This window comes from Streptomyces sp. NPDC046977 (assembly GCF_040644455.1).
GTDB lineage: Bacteria > Actinomycetota > Actinomycetes > Streptomycetales > Streptomycetaceae > Actinacidiphila.
Window position 1 is genome coordinate 1 of sequence record NZ_JBEYWO010000018.1, and the last position, 19,389, is coordinate 19,389.

At 72.7% G+C, this 19,389-nt stretch carries 13 protein-coding genes; 2 read left to right on the plus strand and 11 right to left on the minus strand.

Going from position 1 to position 19,389, the window contains the following annotated elements:
- Positions 1-154: 154 nt before the first annotated feature.
- From ilvN to ABZ883_RS24890, 4 genes are all read right to left on the minus strand, one after another.
- Complete coding sequence (gene ilvN, locus ABZ883_RS24875; protein ID WP_360909613.1) at positions 155-682, minus strand: acetolactate synthase small subunit; 528 nt, start codon at positions 680-682, stop codon at positions 155-157.
- A gap of 30 nt (positions 683-712) precedes the next feature.
- Positions 713-2,590: an acetolactate synthase large subunit gene (locus ABZ883_RS24880; protein ID WP_360909615.1), complete on the minus strand. Its 1,878-nt coding sequence runs from the start codon at positions 2,588-2,590 to the stop codon at positions 713-715.
- Positions 2,591-2,802: 212 nt separating this feature from the next.
- Positions 2,803-5,625 carry an EAL domain-containing protein gene (locus tag ABZ883_RS24885; RefSeq protein WP_360909618.1) on the minus strand — a complete coding sequence of 941 codons (2,823 nt, stop codon included), beginning with the start codon at positions 5,623-5,625 and terminating at the stop codon, positions 2,803-2,805.
- Between the two features lie 282 nt (positions 5,626-5,907).
- Positions 5,908-6,861: a 2-hydroxyacid dehydrogenase gene (locus ABZ883_RS24890; protein WP_360909620.1), complete on the minus strand. Its 954-nt coding sequence runs from the start codon at positions 6,859-6,861 to the stop codon at positions 5,908-5,910.
- Between the two features lie 56 nt (positions 6,862-6,917).
- Here ABZ883_RS24890 and ABZ883_RS24895 point away from each other — a divergent pair, with 56 nt between their 5' ends.
- On the plus strand, positions 6,918-7,910 hold the full coding sequence (locus ABZ883_RS24895; RefSeq protein ID WP_360909932.1) for an aldo/keto reductase: 993 nt from the start codon (positions 6,918-6,920) through the stop codon (positions 7,908-7,910).
- A gap of 154 nt (positions 7,911-8,064) precedes the next feature.
- Positions 8,065-9,234 (plus strand): PQQ-dependent sugar dehydrogenase, encoded by a 1,170-nt coding sequence (locus tag ABZ883_RS24900; RefSeq protein WP_360909622.1) that lies wholly within the window; start codon positions 8,065-8,067, stop codon positions 9,232-9,234.
- A gap of 298 nt (positions 9,235-9,532) precedes the next feature.
- Here the strand turns inward: ABZ883_RS24900 and ABZ883_RS24905 are convergent, their stop codons facing one another.
- From ABZ883_RS24905 to gatA, 7 genes are all read right to left on the minus strand, one after another.
- Positions 9,533-12,568 carry an AAA family ATPase gene (locus tag ABZ883_RS24905; RefSeq protein WP_360909934.1) on the minus strand — a complete coding sequence of 1,012 codons (3,036 nt, stop codon included), beginning with the start codon at positions 12,566-12,568 and terminating at the stop codon, positions 9,533-9,535.
- Positions 12,569-12,618: 50 nt separating this feature from the next.
- Positions 12,619-12,855: a hypothetical protein gene (locus tag ABZ883_RS24910; RefSeq protein ID WP_360909624.1), complete on the minus strand. Its 237-nt coding sequence runs from the start codon at positions 12,853-12,855 to the stop codon at positions 12,619-12,621.
- A gap of 149 nt (positions 12,856-13,004) precedes the next feature.
- Positions 13,005-13,640: a hypothetical protein gene (locus ABZ883_RS24915; protein WP_360909627.1), complete on the minus strand. Its 636-nt coding sequence runs from the start codon at positions 13,638-13,640 to the stop codon at positions 13,005-13,007.
- Positions 13,641-13,657: 17 nt separating this feature from the next.
- Positions 13,658-15,862: an MMPL family transporter gene (locus ABZ883_RS24920; protein ID WP_360909629.1), complete on the minus strand. Its 2,205-nt coding sequence runs from the start codon at positions 15,860-15,862 to the stop codon at positions 13,658-13,660.
- 262 nt (positions 15,863-16,124) lie between these two features.
- Positions 16,125-17,678, minus strand: a complete 1,554-nt coding sequence (gene gatB, locus ABZ883_RS24925) for an Asp-tRNA(Asn)/Glu-tRNA(Gln) amidotransferase subunit GatB (protein WP_360909631.1) — start codon at positions 17,676-17,678, stop codon at positions 16,125-16,127.
- Positions 17,659-17,898 (minus strand): hypothetical protein, encoded by a 240-nt coding sequence (locus ABZ883_RS24930; protein ID WP_360909633.1) that lies wholly within the window; start codon positions 17,896-17,898, stop codon positions 17,659-17,661. The genes gatB and ABZ883_RS24930 overlap by 20 nt, the downstream gene beginning before the upstream one ends.
- A complete protein-coding gene (gene gatA, locus ABZ883_RS24935) occupies positions 17,895-19,388 on the minus strand; it encodes an Asp-tRNA(Asn)/Glu-tRNA(Gln) amidotransferase subunit GatA (protein WP_360909635.1) in 1,494 nt (497 codons plus the stop codon). Before gatA ends, ABZ883_RS24930 begins: the two co-directional genes overlap by 4 nt.
- Position 19,389 lies beyond the last annotated feature (1 nt).

Genomic DNA, 19,389 nt, shown 5'->3' on the forward strand with positions numbered 1-19,389 from the left:
TCCCGTAGCCGATGACCGCGACCTTGCGGCCCTGGATGATGGACAGGTCGGCATCGTCGTCGTAGAACAGCTCGGCCACTTGAGGTCTCTCCTTGGATCTGGCGGGTTGCCCACACAGTACGTCCGTGGGCGGAGAACTAGTTTTGCGGTCTCGCTATGCGGTCCGGTCGAGGGCACGCAGGGACCGGTCGGTGATCGAACGGGCGCCGCGGCCGATCGCGATCGTGCCGGACTGGACCAGCTCCTTGATGCCGAACGGCTCCAGCATCTTCAGCATCGCCTCCAGCTTGTCGGCGCCGCCGGTGGCCTCGATGGTGACGGCCTCCGGGGAGACGTCGACGGTCTTGGCCCGGAACAGCTGCACGATCTCGACGATCTGGGAGCGCGACTCGTTGTCGGCCCGCACCTTCACCAGGACCAGCTCGCGCTGGACGGCGGAACCGGGCTCCAGCTCGACGATCTTCAGCACATTGACGAGCTTGTTGAGCTGCTTGGTGACCTGCTCCAGCGGGAGCTCGTCGATCACGTTCACCACGATGGTGATACGGGAGATGTCGGGGTGCTCCGTGGTGCCGACGGCGAGGGAGTCGATGTTGAAGCCGCGGCGGGAGAACAGGGCGGTGATCCGGGCGAGGACACCGGGCTTGTTCTCCACCAGGACGGAGAGCGTGTGCTTGGACATGTCGCGTCGTTCCTCTGCTTCTCTCGGTCCTCAGTCGTCGGCCGCGTCGCCGAAGTCCGGGCGGACGTCGCGGGCGGCCATGATCTCGTCGTTGGAGGTGCCGGCGGCGACCATCGGCCACACCATGGCGTCCTCGTGGACGATGAAGTCGACGACCACGGGGCGGTCGTTGATGGCGTTGGCCTTCTCGATGATCTCGTCGAGGTCGGCGGGGTCCTCGCAGCGCAGGCCGACGCATCCCATGGCCTCGGCCAGCTTCACGAAGTCCGGGACACGGGTGCCGCTGCGCGGGCCGTCGCTGGCGCCCGTGTGGGAGCCGCTGCCGGCATTGGTCTCGCCGCCGTGCAGGACGGTGTTGGAGTAGCGCTCGTTGTAGAAGAGCGACTGCCACTGGCGGACCATGCCGAGGGCACCGTTGTTGATGACGGCGACCTTGATGGGGATGTTGTTCAGCGCGCAGGTGGTCAGTTCCTGATTGGTCATCTGGAAGCAGCCGTCGCCGTCGATCGCCCACACGGTGGAGCCGGGCATGCCCGCCTTGGCACCCATCGCCGCGGGCACCGCGTAGCCCATGGTCCCGGCGCCGCCGGAGTTGAACCAGGTGTTGGGCCGCTCGAAGGAGATGAACTGCGAGGACCACATCTGGTGCTGGCCGACGCCGGCGGCGAAGAGGGTGCCCTCCGGGGCCAGCTCGCCGATGCGCTGGATGACCTGCTGCGGGGACAGGCTGCCGTCGGCGGGCAGGTCGTAACCGAGCGGGTAGGTGTCGCGCAGACCGTTGAGCAGCTTCCACCACTCGGTGTAGTCGCCGCGGTGGCCGGCGTCGTGGTCGGCCTGGACGGCGACGATCAGGTCGGCGAGGACCTCGCGGGCGTCACCGACGATCGGCACGTCGGCGACCCGGTTCTTGGAGATCTCGGCCGGGTCGATGTCGGCGTGGACGATCTTGGCGTACGGGGCGAAGGAGTCCAGCTTGCCGGTGACCCGGTCGTCGAAGCGGGCGCCGAGGGCGACGATCAGATCGGCCTTCTGCAGCGCGGCGACGGCGGAGACCGAGCCGTGCATGCCGGGCATTCCGACATGCTGGGCGTGGCTGTCGGGGAAAGCGCCGAGCGCCATCAGCGTGGTGGTCACCGGGGCGCCGGTCAGCTCGGCCAGGATGCGCAGCTCGGCCGTGGCGCGGGCCTTCAGGACGCCGCCGCCGACGTACAGCACGGGACGCCGGGCCTCGTTGATCAGCCGGGCGGCCTCGCGGATCTGCTTGGCGTGCGGCTTGGTCACCGGGCGGTAGCCGGGCAGATCGGTGGCCGGCGGCCAGGAGAAGGTGGTCTGCGCCTGGAGGGCGTCCTTGGCGATGTCGACCAGGACCGGGCCGGGGCGGCCGGTGGAGGCGATGTGGAAGGCCTCGGCGATGGTCCGCGGGATCTCGGCGGCATCGGTGACCAGGAAGTTGTGCTTGGTGATCGGCATGGTGATGCCGCAGATGTCCGCCTCCTGGAAGGCGTCGGTGCCGATCGCCTTGGACGCGACCTGGCCGGTGATCGCGACCATGGGGACCGAGTCCATGTGCGCGTCGGCGATCGGGGTGACGAGGTTGGTGGCACCGGGACCGGAGGTGGCCATGCAGACGCCGACCTTGCCGGTGGCCTGCGCGTAGCCGGTGGCGGCGTGTCCGGCGCCCTGCTCGTGGCGGACCAGGACGTGGCGCACCTTCTTGGAGTCCATCAGCGGGTCGTAGGCCGGAAGGATCGCGCCACCCGGGATACCGAACACCGTGTCGGCGCCGACCGCCTCCAGCGAGCGGATGAGGGACTGGGCGCCCGTGACGCGCTCGGCGGTGACGGGCTGCGGCGCGGCGCCGCGGGCCCGCGGCTGCGGGTGGTGGGCCCCGGTGGCCTGCTCGGTCATCTGCTTCTCATCTCTCAGAAGTTTGAGGGTGGAGAGGGTGGTTTGTCTGAATCCCAGGCAACAAAAAACCCCTCGTGCCCAGGGGCAAGCGAGGGGAGCGCGTCGGTGGTTTCCACGAGGCGGGATGCGGCCTCGGGTCAGCCGACGCGCTTTCCAAGTACGAGAATTCGGGTGCGCATGGGACTGACCTTCCTCCCCGGGCCTGGGGGGTGTCAAGCGGGTGGGACGGGCGTCTCAGCATTCGAGAGAATCTCGTCGGTGGTGCAGGTGCCGTGCGCGGGGGTCCTGCCGCCCGCCAGGAGGGCCGTGTCCCCGGGGACGGGGTAGCCGCCGCGGGTCAGCGAGGAACGCAGCCGGTGCTCGTCCAGAGGCCCTGAGAATGCCATGCCCTGGCCGTGCGTACATCGCATCTCACGCAACACGAGCACCTGCTCCGGGCGGTCCACCCCCTCGGCCACCGAGCGGATACCGAGGTCCTCGGCGATGCCCAGCAGCCCCGTGGTGATCTTGCGCAGCCGGGCGGACTCCACGACGCCCTCGGTCAGGCCCCGGTCCAGCTTGAGGACGTCCAGCGGCAGCCGCCGCAGGACGTTCATCGGCGCGTAGCCGGTGCCGAAGCCCTCCAGCGCGATCTTCACCCCGAGGCGGCGCAGCGCGGTCAGCCGGCGCTCCAGCTCGTCGAAGGAGATACGGGGGTCCTGGTCGGCCAGCTGGAGCAGCAGGGCGCCCGGCGGCAGCTCGTGCTGGGCGAGCAGCGCCTCGATGTCCTTGGTGGGCAGCTCGCGGTGCATCAGCCGGCGCGTGGACAGCCGGACGGCGACGGGGACCGGCAGGCCCGCCGCGTGCCGCAGCGCGGCCTGGCTCACGGCCTCCTCCAGCAGCCAGCGGGCCAGCTGGGAGGTGCGGTCGGTGTCCTCGGCGACCCGCAGGAACTCCGCGGGGGTGAAGAGGATGCCCTGGGCGGAACGCCAGCGGGCCTGCGCCTCGACCGCGGTGACCTCGCCGCTGCACAGGTCGACCACCGGCTGGTGGAGCAGCGCGAACTCGCCGTCGCGCAGCGCCGAGCGCAGGCGTCCGGCCAGTTCGGCACGGCGTACCACCTCGGCCTGCATGGCGGGCGCGTACATCTCCACCCGGCCCTTGCCGGCCTGCTTGGCCCGGTACATCGCCAGGTCGGCGTTGCGCAGCAGCTCACCGGGGCTGACACCCGGGTCGGCGAAGGCGACGCCGATGCTGGCGGCCACCCGTACCTCCGTGCCGTCCACGCGGTAGGGCTCGGAGAGCGCGGCCCGCAGCCGGTCGGCGACCTCGTGCACCTGGTACTCGCGCAGATGGCGGTCGGCGCTGGTGCCGCAGATGAGGGCGGCGAACTCGTCGCCGCCGAGACGGGCCGCGGTGTCGCCCGCGCGCACGGACTCCTGGAGCCGGCGGGCGGCCTGGATCAGCAGCTCGTCGCCGGCCTGGTGGCCCACGGTGTCGTTGACCGCCTTGAAGCCGTCGAGGTCGATGAAGAGCACCGCGGTGGTGCCGGGCTCGCCGTCGCCGGCGCGGCGGCCGCCGAGGGCCTGCCGGATGCGCTCGGTGAACAGGGCGCGGTTGGGCAGATCGGTGAGCGGGTCGTGCGAGGCGCTGTGCTGCAGTTGCGCCTGGAGCCGGACGCGCTCGGTGACGTCGCGGCTGTTGAAGATCAGCCCGCCCTGGTAGCGGTTGACGCTGGACTCGACATTGAGCCAGCTTCCGTCGCCGTGGTGGATGCGGCACTCGATGCGGGTGGCGGGCTCCTGCGCCGGATGCGCGGCCAGGAAGCGCCGCACCTCGTGCAGCACCCGGCCGAGGTCGTCGGGATGGATGTGGGAGGCGAACTCGGTGCCGACCATCTCCTCCGCCTCCCGCCCGTACACACCGGTGGCGGCGGGGCTGACGTACCGCAGCACGCCGGTGGGCGAGGCGATCATGATGACGTCGCTGGAGCCCTGCACCAGGGAGCGGAAGTGGTTCTCCTTCTGGGCGAGCTCCTGAGCGAGGGAGATGTTGTCGAGCAGCATGATGCCCTGGCGCACCACCAGGGCGAGGACGACGGTGCAGCCGGCGAACAGCACCACGCGGTCGATCCTGCGGCCGTCGATGGCGTTGTAGAGGATGCCGAGGACGCAGACCGCGGCGGCGAGGTACGGAGTGAGCGCGGCCAGGGAGCCGCTCGCACGGCGCGGCTCGGGAGCGGCCCGGCGCTCGGCGGCCCGCTCCCGGTGGCCCACCCAGGGCGCGTAGGCCAGCAGCATGCTGCCCGCGAACCAGCCCGCGTCGAGGATCTGGCCGGAACGGTAGTGCTCGCGCAGCAGGGGCGAGGTGAACAGGGCGTCGCACAGCACCGTCAGGGCGAGCGACGCGATGGCGGTGTTGACCGCCGCCCGGTTGGCCGAGGAACGCCGGAAGTGCAGCGCCAGCACCATGCTGACGAGCAGGATGTCGAGCAGCGGGTACGCCAGCGACAGGGCGATGCACGCGGTGCTCCGCCCGTCCCACAGCGCGGCCTGGGCGAGCGCGAGGGTCCAGGACAGGGTGACCAGCGAGCCGGCGATGAGCCAGGCGTCGAGCCCCAGGCAGACCCAGCCGGACCGGTTGTCCGGGCGCTTGGCCAGCACGAGCAGGCCGATGATCGCGGGCGGGGCGAAGAGCAGGAAGCAGAAGTCGGCGAGCGAGGTGCGCGGCACGTCCTCGCGCAGCACGACCTCGTACCAGCCCCAGATGCCGTTGCCGAGCGCGACCATGGCGGACGACAGGGCGAACAGCACCCAGGCGGGCCGCTTCCGGCGCGACACGGTGCGGATGTACGCCAGGCACGAGACAGTGGCCGCCAGGGCGGCGCCGGAGAGCCCGAAGTCCCCCATCACCACGGCCATCTGCTCGGAACCCCACCCGAGGGCGGCGCCGATCGCATAGCCGCCGCAGAGCACGGACACGACGACCTGCGGCAGGATCGCCGACCGGCCCTTGGGGACCGGGGGCCCCGCGAGCACGGCCCCCTGGGCACTCACGGCGTCGTCCGGGAATGCCGTGAGCGCTCCCGGCGTGGTGTGCCGTGATCCCGCTTCCGGTGCTCTCTCCATTGGCAGCACATCGCCCGTCGCCCCCCATCAAGTCCTGAGCCGTCCCGCGCCCGTTCGCGGCATTCCACGCCACGCCGGTCGCGTTCCCCCAATCCGGGACGATACACCAGAGCGGTCACTCAGGGACATAGTTCCTCTACACAGCGTGACCGGCAAGCGGTTCCAGGGGTCTTTCCAGTCACCCGGTGCCACAAGGGAGTTAAGGGGCCGTCAGGTCGTGGTCACGATGTTGGCCAGGTTCTCACCGGCCGCGAACCGGCGCAGCTGCTCGCGCAGCAGCAGCCTGGCCCGCGGGAGGAAGGCGGACGTACTGCCGCCGACGTGCGGGCTGATGAGGGCGCCGGGGGCGTGCCAGAGGGGGTGCCCCGCGGGCAGCGGCTCGGGGTCGGTGACATCGAGTGCCGCGCGCACGCGGCCGGACGTCAGCTCGGCGACCAGGGCACCGGTGTCCACCACGGGCCCGCGCGCGACGTTCACCAGGAGGGCGCCGTCCTTCATCCGGGCCAGGAAAGCGGCGTCCACCAGCCCCCGAGTCGCCTCGGTCAGCGGGGTCGACAGGACGACCACGTCGGCGGCGGGCAGCAGCGCGGGCAGCTCCCCCAGGGCGTGCACCGGGCCGCGCGGGGAGCGGCGCGCCAGGCGGGCGACCCGGACGACGTCGCACTCGAAGGGCGCGAGCCGGTCCTCGATCGCGGCGCCGATGGATCCGTAACCGACGATCAGAACGCTCTTGTCGGCCAGGGCCGGGTAGAAACCGTCGTGCCACTCCTCGGCGTCCTGCCCGCGCACGAAGCGCGGGATGCCGCGCAGGGAGGCCAGGGTGAGCGCCAGGGCCAGTTCCGCGGTGCTCGCCTCGTGGACACCGCGCGCGTTGCACAGGCGCACGCCGGAGGGGAGCTCGGCCAGGTGCGGCAGTACGTGGTCCACGCCGGCGCTGAGCGTCTGCACCACCTGAAGGCCCGTCATCCGCGGGAGCGGGCGGCCCGCGACCTCCGCGCCCTTCATGTACGGCACCACGTAGAAGTCCGTCTCGGCCGGGTCGCCGGGGTAGTCCTCGCCGCCGTCCCAGAAGAGGTAGTCGACGCTGTCCGGGAGTCCCCCGATGTCCTCGGCGGGGATCGGCAGCCATGCGGTGGGGCGGTGGTTCCGGGTGATGTCAGCCATGGTCAGGAGGCTATGACACAGTGGGGCGGCGCGAGTGGTCAGCGGAGGTCATCCAGGTGGAGCGCAGGACGGTCGGGGCGGCGGCTCTCGAGGTGGGCGCCGTGGGACTCGGGTGCATGCCGATGAGCTGGGCGTACACCACCTCGCAGCAGGACGGTGAAGCGTCCTTGCGGACGGTGCACGCGGCGCTCGACCGGGGGACGACGCTGCTGGACACCGCCGACATCTACGGCCCGTTCACCAATGAGCTGCTGCTCGGGCGGGTGCTGAAGCAGCGCCGGGACGAGGCGTTCGTCTCCACCAAGTGCGGTCTGCTGGTGGGCGAGCAGCACCTGGTGGCCAACGGGCGGCCCTCCTATGTGCGGCGGGCCTGCGACGCCTCGCTGCGGCGGCTGCAGACGGACGTGATCGACCTCTACCAACTGCACCGGGCCGATCCGGAGGTGCCGGTCGAGGAGACCTGGGGCGCGATGGCGGAACTGGTCACCGCCGGCAAGGTGCGCGCGCTGGGGTGGTGCGCGGTGGGCGCGCGGGCGCCGCGCCGCGCCGGGTCGCGGATCTACGACGAGACGCTCGCCCATCTGCGGCGGGTGCAGCAGGTGTTCCCGGTCAGCTGCGTGCAGGCCGAACTGTCGGTGTGGTCGCCCGGCGCGCTGGCCGAGCTGCTGCCGTGGTGCACGCAGCGCGGGGTCGGCTTCATGGCCGCGATGCCGCTGGGCAACGGCTTCCTGACGGGCACGCTCACCCCGGGCCAGGGCTTCGAGCGCGACGACACTCGGGCCCGGCATCCGCGGTTCACCGCCGAGATGATGGCCGCCAACCAGCCGATCGTGGCGGGACTGCGCCGGGTCGCCGAGGCGCGCGGCGCGACGCCCGCGCAGGTGGCGCTGGCGTGGGTGCTCGCCCAGGGACCGCAGGTGGTGCCGGTGCCGGGGACCAAGCGGGAGCGGTGGGCGGCGGAGAACGCCGGTGCGGCCGAACTCGTGCTGACCGCGGAGGACTTCACCGAGATAGCCGGCCTGCCGCCGGCCCGCGGCTCCTGGGACTGAGCGCACCGCCCCCTTTTCCCGGGTTTCCCGGGTTTTCTGGTTTTCCCGGGTTTCCCGGTCTTCCCGCCGCGGCGGGAACCGGCAACGGCCGGGCGGTGTAGAGACAGATGTGATGTGCTTGAAGTCCGTGCCGCAGGACCGCCGGGAGGGAAGCGTGGGACGCCGTACCGCCGTTGTCACCGCCGTGCTGGCCGCTGCCGCACTGCTGACCGCGGGATGCTCCTCCGGGGACGCGTTGACGGCCTCCGCGACCTCCGCCCCCGCCGCCTCCTCCTCCGGCGCCGCCCCGGCCCCGCCGTCCGGCGGCTCGACGGTCCCCGCCGCGCCCGCGAAGGGCTCGGTGCAGGTCGTCGGCACCGTCGCGACCGGGCTGAACACCCCGTGGGGCGTGGCCGTCCTGCAGGACGGCGGGCTGCTGGTCGCCTCGCGCGACACCGGCAGGATCGTCCGGGTGGACCCGGCCACCGGCCGCACGACCGAGGCCGGCACGGTGCCCGGGGTCTCCTCGGGCGGCGAGGGCGGCCTCCTCGGGCTGGCGGTCTCCCCCGGCTTCGCGACCGACCACCTGGTGTACGCGTACTTCACCACCGACTCCGACAACCGCATCGCCCGCATGCTCTACGACCCTGCCAAGCCGGCCGGCGAGCAGCTCGGCGCCCCCGACACCATCCTGCGCGGCATTCCGCACGGCGCCATCCACAACGGCGGCCGGATCGCCTTCGGCCCGGACGGCATGCTGTACGCGGGCACCGGCGAGAGCGGCGACCGCGGCCTGGCCCAGGACAAGAAGTCCCTGGGCGGCAAGATCCTGCGCATGACACCCGACGGCGAGCCCGTGCACGGCAATCCCGAGGCGGACTCCCTCGTCTACTCCTTTGGCCACCGCAATGTGCAGGGCCTCACCTGGGACGCCGAGGGGCGGTTGTGGGCCTCGGAGTTCGGCCAGGACACCTGGGACGAGGTCAACCTCATCGAGCCCGGCAAGAACTACGGCTGGCCCGTCGTCGAGGGCCTGGCCCACCGCGCGGGCTACGCCGACCCGATCGCCACCTGGCACACTGACGACGCCTCCCCCAGCGGCATCGCCTACGCCAAGGGCTCCTTGTGGATGGCCTCGCTGCGCGGCGCCCGGCTGTGGCGCATCCCGCTGGCGGGCACGAAGGCCGCGGCACCGCCGCAGGCCTTCCTCGTCGGCACCTACGGGCGGCTGCGCACGGTCGTGGCAGAGCCCGACGGCGATCTGCTGCTGACGACGAGCAACACCGACGGCCGGGGGGAGCCCCGCAAGGGCGACGACCGCATCCTGCGGTTGAAGGTCGGCTGACGACGGCACGCCGGGGCGCGATGTTCGACGCGCTCCAGGAGCTGTTCTCTCCGGCTGGGCCGGCACGTCCCGGAACAGGCGATGCGCGACCGCGGCCTCCTCGCCGCGGCCGGAGGCGCCGAGTTCGGCCACCGCCCGATCGACCCGACCTCCGGCGCCGCGGTGATCCGCACGCCCGCGCCAGACCCCCGGGCCACGGAGAACGCCGACACGTCCCGGAAAAGACGCAGGCGGTACACGAGCGCGGACGGAGACGCCGACCCCGCCCCGGCGCCGCGGAGGAACGCCGTCGCGCGAGCTAGGCCGGCGCGTCCGGGAAGAGACGCAGGCGGTGCGCGAGCGCGGCGGCTTCACCGCGGCCGGAGACGCCGAGTTTGGCCAGGATGTTGGAGACATGCACGCTCGCGGTCTTGGGCGAGATGAACAGCTCCTCGGCGATGCGGCGGTTGGTCCAGCCCGCGGCGACCCGGCGCAGTACCTCGCGCTCACGCGTGGTGAGGCCGAAGGGCTCGGGCTCCTCGTCCGCAGGGGCCTCCGCGGCGTCGAGCGACAGGCGGCCGCGGCGGGCGAGCAGTTCCACGGCCTCGGTCAGGGGCGCCGCGCCCAGGGCCGCCGACGCGTCACGGGCCTGCCGGAGCAGGGCGGCCGCACGGTCGCGGGCCTCGGGGCCGCCCTGGGCGAGCAGCGCCTCGGCGTGCCGCAGCCGTACCTGGGCCAGCGGGTGCGGGCGGTCCAGGGCCGCGAAGGCCTCCTCGGCGGCCGCCCAGGGCGCGGGCTCCGTGCCGCCTTCCGCACGCGTCAGTTCGGCGTCGACCAGCAGGGCGTAGGCCGCCCACACCGGGGCGAGGCGGGGCAGCCGCCCCGCGGCGGCGCGGATGAGGGCGAGCGTGTCGGCCCGGTCGGCGTCGGCGCCGGGCAGGCCCAGCGCGTCGGCCTCCAGCGCGGCGGCGGTGTGCAGCAGCGGCCAGGCGTAGCGGTGGACGGCGGCCGGCAACCCGGCGGCGAGTGCGGCGCGCACCCCGGCGCGGGCTTCGAGGAAGCGTCCGTGTCCGGCCGCGGCGGCCACCGCCAAGTGGCACAGCGGCACGGTGTTCTGGGGCTGGCGGTCCTCGGCGCCCAGGTGCTCGCGGGCGGCGGCGACCTCGGCCTCGGCCGCCGCGTGGTCGCCGCGCAGCACGGCGACATGGGCCAGCAGTGTCGCCGCCCAGCCGAGGTAGAGGGCGTGTTCCGAGGTGTCGCGGCCGTGGGCGGCCAGGGCCGCCGCCTCGTCCCAGCGGCCGAGAGCTAGCAGGGACTCGGCCTCGTTGGCGGCGGCGAAGGCGGCGCCGTCGCGCAGCCCGTGGCACAGGGCGTTCTCGACACCCCGGCGTGCGGTGGCCACGGCCTCCTCCGAGCGGCCCACGGCCTCCAGGGCGGCTGCGAGGTTGGCGTCCGCGTTGACCACGAGGCCGGCGTACCGGCCGGAGGCGGCGGCCTGTTCCCGGGCCGCGGCGAGCTCGTGGAGGCCGCCGTCCACGTCGCCGCAGGCGCCGCGCAGGACGCCGAGGGTGATGCGCGCGCGGATCTCGGTCTCCTCCGCGCCGACGAGCCGGGCCAGTTCGACGGCGCGCTCGGCGGTGCCGATGCTCTCCGGCCCCGGATTGTGCAGCATGCCCCAGCCGGCGGCGCTCTCCAGCACGTCGGCGTGGACGGGTGACGGCGGCAGGCCCTCGACCAGTTGCTCGGCGCGGGATATCTCCGCCCACCCGTCGCCGCGCCCCATCGCCACCATCAGCCGCGACCGCTGGATCCAGAACCAGGCGGCGCGCAGCGGGTCGTCGTCGCGTTCGAGCAGCCGCAGGGCGCGTTTGGTGACGTCGTACGCCCCTTCGCGGTCGGCGCTGAGCCGGGCGGCGACGGCGGTCTCGGCGAGCAGGTCGAGATAGCGCAGGGGTGTGCTGCCGGGGTCGCAGCCGCAGGGCGGGTAGACCTCGACGTAGTCCATCGGCCGCAGTGCCGCGCGGACGTCCCGCGGGGCGTCGTCCCACAGTTCCAGGGCGCGTTCGAGCAGGCCGTGCTGCTCGGCGTAGGCGTGCCGGCGGCGCGCCGCGACCGAGGCGCGCAGCACGGCGGGCAGCGCGCGGGTCGGATCGTGGGCGTGGTACCAGTGACTCGCCAGCCGGGCGGGCAGTTCGTCGGCCGGGACGAGGGCGGGCTCGGCCTCCAGCGCCTCGGCGTAGCGGCGGTTGAGGCGGCTGCGCTCCCCGGGCAGCAGGTCGTCGCCGACGGCCTCGCGGACCAGCGCGTGCCGGAAGCGGTAGCCGTCGCCGTCGTCGGTCGGCAGGAGGATCTTGGCGCCGACGGCGGCCCGCAGCGCCTCCAGGAGTTCGTCCTCGCCGAGCCCGGCGACGGCCGCGAGCAGCCGGTACTCGACGGCGGAGCCGCCCTCGGCGACGACGCGGGCGACTCGTTGCGCGGTCTCGGGCAGGGTCTCGACCCGCACCAGCAGCAGGTCGCGCAGGCTGTCGCTGAGCCCGGTGCGGCAGCCCTGCGTGATGCTGCAGGCCAGTTCCTCGACGAAGAACGGGTTGCCGTCGGAGCGGGCGAAGACCCGCTCGACCAGCGACGGCGTGGGCTCCGCGGCGAGGATGCCGGCGACCTGGGCGCGCACCTCGGCCTGGCTGAAGCGGGACAGCTCGATGCGCTCCACGGTGCGCATCCGGTCGAGTTCGGCGAGGAAGGGCCGCAGCGGGTGGCGGCGGTGGATGTCGTCGGAGCGGTACGTGGCCAGCACGACCAGCCGTCCGCGGGACGCCGACCGCAGCAGGTAGGCGAGGAGTTCGCGGGTGGAGCGGTCCGCCCAGTGCAGGTCCTCCAGGGCGACGACGAGGGTGCGGTCCTCGGAGAGCCGCTCCAGCAGCCGCGCGGTGAGCTCGAACAGCCGGGCGCGGCCGTCCTCGTCGTGCCGGTCCTGCGGTGCGTCGGGGCCGCCGGGCGGCCCGATCCCGGGCAGCAGGCGGGCGAGTTCGCCCTCGCGGCCCGTGGCGGCGGCGGTCAGTTCGTCGCCCAGTTGCCGGTGCAGGGAGCGCAGGATCGTGGCGACGGGGGCGAACGGCAGGCCGTCCGCGCCGATCTCGACGCAGCCGCCGACGGCGGTCACCGTGCCGGGACCGCGGGCCGCCGTGAGGAACTCCTCCACCAGCCGGGTCTTGCCGACGCCCGCCTCGCCGCCGATGACCAGCGCCTGCGGCTCGCCCGCGTGGGCGCGGGCGAGCGCGGAGGCGAGCCGGGTCAGTTCGCGGGCACGGCCCACGAACACCGGGCTGACGGACTGGTTCTGCACGGTCCCGAGCATCGCACGGGGGTCCGACAGGGCGGTACCGGTTTGCGCCGGCACCGTGATGGTCATCCGGCCGCGCCCAGCCGGCGCGGTCGCCGGCCGCGCCGGACGGCCCTGCCGGGCCGGTCCTCCCCGTCGTCGGGTGCGGCCTCGGTGCCGCCGCGGCGCGCGGCCCGGCGAACGGCGGTCTCGCGGGCGGCCTCGCGCGCGGCCTGCCGCGCCGCGTGGGCCAGGCGGAACTCCTCGGCCTCGCGCAGCAGTTCCTCGGTGCGGGCCCGGCCGAGCATTTCGTGCAGGTACATCGCCGACTCCTTGGGGACGGGGCGGATGGTCGACCGGCTTCGTTCTCCGGTGACTTCAGCCTCGTCCCCAAGGCGGGGGCGCCGCATCGGGCAACCTCCCAGGGTTCGGCGGCCGGGATGCCTTAGGCAGCCCCGGCGGGTGCCCAGGGTCAGCCGCCGCTTCCGGCGGGCGCGGCAGGCGTGGCGGGCACGGTGGGCAGGGAGGCGAACAGGTCGAAGTACATCCCGACCGCGATGAGCAGGCCCAGGGCACCGAGCACCAGCCCGCCCCAGGCGAGGGCGCGCGCCCACGGGGCGGAGTCCCGCACGGCGAGCAGCACGATGCCGGTGACGATGAGCGCCACCAGCGCGAAGGCCCCGTTGATCGCGGCCACGGTGTGCCACGGCGCGGCGTATATCTGGTTGATCTGCTCCGCGGGGCTCGCGGAGGAGGCGCCGATCTGCCCGACGAGTTCACGGCGGGCGGACAGGACGGTGCCCATCCAGGTGCCGGTCAGGGAGGCCAGGCCGAGGGCGGCGCCCACGACGGCCGCGGCGCCCGGGGCGACCGCGGAGGAACGGCCGGCGGGGGTGTCCCCGTCGCCCTCGTCCTCGGCGAACTCGTCGTCCGCGTCGGTGTTCTCGACGGGCTCTGCCTTCTCGGCCTGCTCCGTGCTGGTGCTGGTGCTGGTCTCGGTCTGCGCGCTGTTCTTGGTGGCGGCGTCCGTCGTGGCGCCGTCGGACACGGTCTCCACGGCGTCGGTGGTCGTGCCGGCTGCCGCGTCCGCGGTCTTGATGGTCTCCATGAGCGGCAACCGTAGGGTCAAATTCTGAGAACTTCCTGAGAATCCGCGCTTTCGGGCCCCCCGGAGCCGTCGCAGGTGCCTCGGGGACCCTCGATGCAGATCCTCGGCAGGCGCCGGTCCAGCCGTTCCGGCAGCCACCAGTTCCACCGCCCCATCATGTGCATCAACGCCGGGACCAGCAGGGTTCGCAGGACGAAGGCGTCCAGGGCGACGGCGGCGGCCAGTCCGATGCCGAACATCGCGATCACCCGGTCGCCGCTGAGGACGAAGGCCAGGAAGACGGAGACCATGATGACCGCCGCGGAGTTGATCACGCGGCTGGTCTCGGTCAGGCCGACCCGGACGGCGCGGCGGTTGTCGTGCGTCTCCCGCCACTCCTCGTACATCCGGCTCACCAGGAAGACCTGGTAGTCCATCGAGAGCCCGAAGAGCACCGAGACCATGATCACCGGGAGGAACGGCTCGATCGGCCCGGCGGCCCCGAGTCCCAGCAACTCGCTGCCCCAGCCCCATTGGAAGATCGCCACCACGATTCCGAAGGAGGAGGCGACCGCGGCGATGTTCATGACCGCCGCCTTGAGCGGGATGCCGATGCTGCGGAACGCCAGCAGCAGGAGCACGCAGCCCAGGCCGACGACCGAGCCGACGAACAGCGGGAGTTTGCCGACGATCACCGAGGCGAAGTCCGCGTAGCCCGCGGTGACGCCGCCGACGTACACCCGCAGCGAGGTGCCCTCGGTGGCCTCGGGGACGACGTCCCGGCGCAGGTGGGTGACGAGCCGGTCGGTCGCCTGGTCCTGCGGGGAGGTGGTCGGCACGACGTCCACGACGTTGAGGCCGTTGCCGTGCTGCGCGGACTCCATGTGGACCGCGGCGACGCCCTCGGTGCGCCGGAGCACGTCGGTGAGCCGCTCCAGGGCGGCCCGGTCGGCCGCGTCGCCGGACGTGGCGACCAGTTGCAGCGGCCCGTTGAAGCCGGGCCCGAAGCCGTCCGACAGCATGTCGTACGCCTGCCGGGTGGAGGTCCCCGTGGCGTCGTTGCCCTGGTCCGAGGCGCCCAGGTGCAGGGACAGGGTGGGCACGGCCAGGAGCAGCATCACGGCGGCGGCGACCGCCGCGAGGATCCGCGGGTGCCGCTCGACGAAGGCGGACCAGCGGGCGGCGAGCCCGGTGGGCAGTTCCGGCGCGGGACCGTGCTCGGCGAGCCGGCGGCGTTCCCGGCGGCTGAGTGCCTTCATGCCGATCACGCCGAGCAGGGCGGGCAGCAGCGTCACCGAGGCGGCGACCGTGAGCATCACGGTGAGGGACGCGGCGACGGCGACGCCGTTGAGGAAGGACAGCCGCAGGATCAGCATGCCGAGCAGCGCCACGCACACCGTGCCGCCCGCGAAGACCACCGCCCGCCCGGTCGTGGCGACCGCCTTCTGCGCGGCCTCGCGCACCGGCAGTCCCTGTTTGAGGCCCCTGCGGTGCCGGGTGACGATGAACAGCGCGTAGTCGATGCCCACGCCGAGCCCGACGAGCAGACCGAGCATCGGCGCGAAGTCGGCCACCCGCATCAGGTGGCTGAGCAGTTCGACGGCCATGTACGCGGTGCCCACGCTCACCAGCGCGGTGACGATCGGCAGGAACATCGCGAAGAGCGAGCCGAAGGCCAGCAGCAGGACCACGGCCGCGACGGCGACGCCCACGACCTCGCTCATGTGGCCGCCGCCGCCCTCGGTGAGCGCGATGGCACTGCCGCCGAGCGCGACCGTGGTGTCGGCGTCGGCGGCCGCCCGCGCGGTGTCGACGACCTTCTGCACCTCGTCCGCGTGCAGTTCCTCCGACGGCCGGTCGAACATCACCGTGGCGTAGGCGGTGTGGCCGTCCCGGCTGATCTGGCCGGCGCCCTCGGCGCCGTACGGGCCGGTGACCGAGGCGACCCCGGGGAGCGCCGCGACCTCCTCCAGGGCTCCGGTCAGCCGCTCCTTGACGGGCGCGGCACTGACGGTGTCCCGGCCGGTGTGCCAGACGATCGTGTCGCTGTCGCCGGAGGAGCCGGGGAAGGCCTCCTTGAGCAGGGCGGTGGCCCTGCTGGAGTCCGTTCCCTTGATGTCGTAGTCGTTGGAGTACGCGGAGCCGGCCACGAGGGCCGCCGAGGACAGACCGACGAGGGCGGCCAGCCAGAGGACGACGACGAGGAGTCGGCGGTCGAGGCACCACCGGGCCAGTGCGGCCATACCTGCTCCTGCTCTTCCCTGGAGGTTGCGTGGATCTTTCCGGGAGGAGAAGGCCCCGCGAAGAACACCACGTTCGTCTTCGACTGAAGCAGGAAGAGGAGATCGTTGGCCGCTTTCGTGCCTCGAATCACATGGCCCCAGGGGAATTTATCGCGGCCTTATCTCCGGCGGACCCGTGACAAAGCCGAAGGGGCGGGCCCCCGTCAAACGGGAGCCCGCCCCTTCCTGCGCCGCCGCGCCGGTCATGCCGGCCGCGCCGGGATCAGCCCTGCACGCCGAGCTTCTCCAGCACCAGTTCGCGCACGCGCTTGGCGTCCGCCTGGCCGCGGGTGATCTTCATGACGGCGCCGATGAGCGCGCCGGCCGCGGCCAGGTTGCCACCGCGGATCTTGTCGGCGACCGCCGCGTTGGCCGCGATGGCCTCGTCGACGGCCGCGCCGAGCGCGCCCTCGTCCGAGACGACCTTCAGTCCGCGCTTGTCGACGACCTCGTCCGGCCCGCCCTCGCCGGCCAGCACGCCCTCGATGACCTGACGGGCCAGCTTGTCGTTGAGCGAGCCCTCGGCCACCAGCGCCGCCACCCGGGCCACCTGGGCCGGGGTGATCGGCAGGGCGGTCAGCTCCACGCCGTCCTCGTTGGAGCGGCGGGCCAGTTCGCCCATCCACCACTTGCGGGCGGAGGCCGCGTCGGCCCCGGCCTCGATGGTGGCGACGATCGGGTCGATCGCGCCCGCGTTGAGCACCGACTGCATCTCGTGGTCCGAGATGCCCCAGTCCTCCTGGAGGCGCATACGGCGCACCCGCGGCAGCTCCGGCAGGCCGCCCCGCAGCTCCTCGACCCACTCCCGGGCCGGCGCCACGGGGACGAGGTCGGGCTCCGGGAAGTACCGGTAGTCCTCCGCCTCCTCCTTGATGCGGCCGGAGGTGGTGGAGCCGGTGTCCTCGTGGAAGTGCCGGGTCTCCTGGACGATCGTGCCGCCGGAGGAGAGCACCGCCGCGTGCCGCTGGACCTCGAAGCGGACGGCCCGCTCGACGCTGCGCAGCGAGTTGACGTTCTTGGTCTCGCTGCGGGTGCCGAACTTCTCCCGGCCGATGGGGCGCAGCGACAGGTTGACGTCGCAGCGCATCTGGCCCATCTCCATGCGGGCCTCGGAGACGCCCAGCGCCTTGATCAGCTCGCGCAGTTCGGTGACGTACGCCTTGGCGACCTCGGGCGCGCGCTCGCCGGCGCCCTCGATCGGTTTGGTGACGATCTCGATCAGCGGGATGCCGGCCCGGTTGTAGTCCAGCAGCGAGTGCGAGGCGCCGTGGATGCGGCCGGTGGCACCGCCCACGTGGGTGGACTTGCCGGTGTCCTCCTCCATGTGGGCGCGCTCGATCTCCACGCGGAAGATCTCGCCGTCCTCCAACTGCACGTCGAGGTAGCCGTTGAAGGCGATCGGCTCGTCGTACTGGGAGGTCTGGAAGTTCTTCGGCATGTCCGGGTAGAAGTAGTTCTTCCGGGCGAAGCGGCACCACTCGGCGATCTCGCAGTTGAGCGCGAGACCGATCTTGATGGCGGACTCGACGCCGGTCGCGTTGACGGCCGGAAGCGCGCCGGGCATGCCCAGGCACACCGGGCACACCTGGCTGTTCGGCTCGGCGCCCAGGGTGGTCGAGCAGCCGCAGAACATCTTCGTCTTGGTGCCGAGCTCGACGTGGACCTCCAGGCCCATCACCGGGTCGTAGGACGCGAGCGCGTCCTCGTAGGACACCAGGTCCGTGACGGTCACAGTCTTGATACCTCTCAGTTCCCCGTCAGGATGACAGCACGTCATCGTCGCCGAGCCGCCGCAGCTGGCGGACCAGCAGGGCGACGCCGGTCGCGATCGCCGCGGCGCTGACGACCGCGTCGATCAGCAGCAGCGTGTCGCTCTCGGCGCGGCTCTTCTTCATCTGCCGCGCGACGCTCACCGCACCGAAGAGCGTGGTGCCGATGGACAGGTAGGTGCCGGACTTGCTCTTCTTGAAGCCCTTGGCCTTCTCGAGCTTGCTCACAGGATCGGTGCCTCCTCCAGCAGCGGGTGCCCCCAGCGTGCGGTGAAGGCCGCCTCGACGGCCGCACCGACACGGTAGAGCCGGTCGTCGGCCATCGCCGGGGCGATGATCTGCAGCCCGACCGGGAGCCCGTCCTCGGAGGCGAGGCCGCAGGGCACGGACATGGCGGAGTTGCCCGCCAGGTTGGCCGGGATGGTGCACAGGTCGGCGAGGTACATCGCCATGGGGTCGTCCACGCGCTCCCCGATCGGGAAGGCGGTGGTCGGGGTGGTCGGCGAGATCACCACGTCGACCTGCCCGAAAGCGCGCTCGAAGTCCCGCGAGATCAGGGTGCGGACCTTCTGGGCGCTGCCGTAGTACGCGTCGTAGTAGCCGGAGCTGAGCGCGTACGTGCCGAGCATGATGCGGCGCTTGACCTCGGGGCCGAAGCCGGCCTCGCGGGTGAGGGCGGTGACGTCCTCGGCGCTGCGGGTGCCGTCGTCGCCGACGCGCAGGCCGTAGCGCAGGCCGTCGAAGCGGGCCAGGTTGGACGAGGCCTCGGACGGCGCGATCAGGTAGTACGCGGCGAGCGCGTACTGGAACGACGGGCAGGACAGCTCCACGACCTCGGCGCCGAGCTCGCGCAGCAGCTCGACCGACTCGGTGAACCGCTCCATGACGCCGGCCTGGTAGCCCTCGCCCGCGAACTCCTTGACGACGCCGATCCGCATGCCCTTGACGTCGGCCTGGCGCGCGGCCTCGACGACCGGCGGCACCGGCGCGTCGATGGAGGTGGAGTCCATCGGGTCGTGGCCCGCGATGACCTCGTGCAGCAGCGCCGCGTCCAGGACCGTGCGGGCGCAGGGGCCACCCTGGTCCAGGGAGGAGCTGAAGGCCACCATGCCGTAGCGGGAGACGCCGCCGTACGTCGGCTTGACGCCGACGGTGCCGGTGACGGCGGCCGGCTGGCGGATGGAGCCGCCGGTGTCGGTGCCGATGGCCAGCGGGGCCTGGAACGAGGCCAGGGCGGCCGACGAACCGCCGCCGGAACCGCCGGGGATGCGGGTGAGGTCCCACGGGTTGCCGGTCGGGCCGTAGGCGCTGTTCTCGGTCGAGGACCCCATGGCGAACTCGTCCATGTTGGTCTTGCCGAGGATGACGATGCCGGCCTGCTTGAGGCGGGCGGTCAGCGTCGCATCGTACGGCGGGATCCAGCCTTCGAGGATCTTCGAGCCGACGGTCGTCGGGATGCCCTTGGTGGTGAAGATGTCCTTCAGGGCCAGCGGGACGCCCGCGAGGGGCCCCAGCTTCTCGCCCGCGGCACGCTTGTCGTCGACGGCCTTGGCCGCCTTCAGGGCGCCCTCGGTGTCCACGTGCAGGAAGGCGTGCACCTTCTCGTCGACCGCGGCGATGCGGTCCAGGTGGGCCTTGGCGACCTCGACGGCGGAGGTCTCGCCGGAGGCGACGGCGGCCGCGGTCTGCGCGGCGGTGAGCCTGGTCAGTTCGCTCATC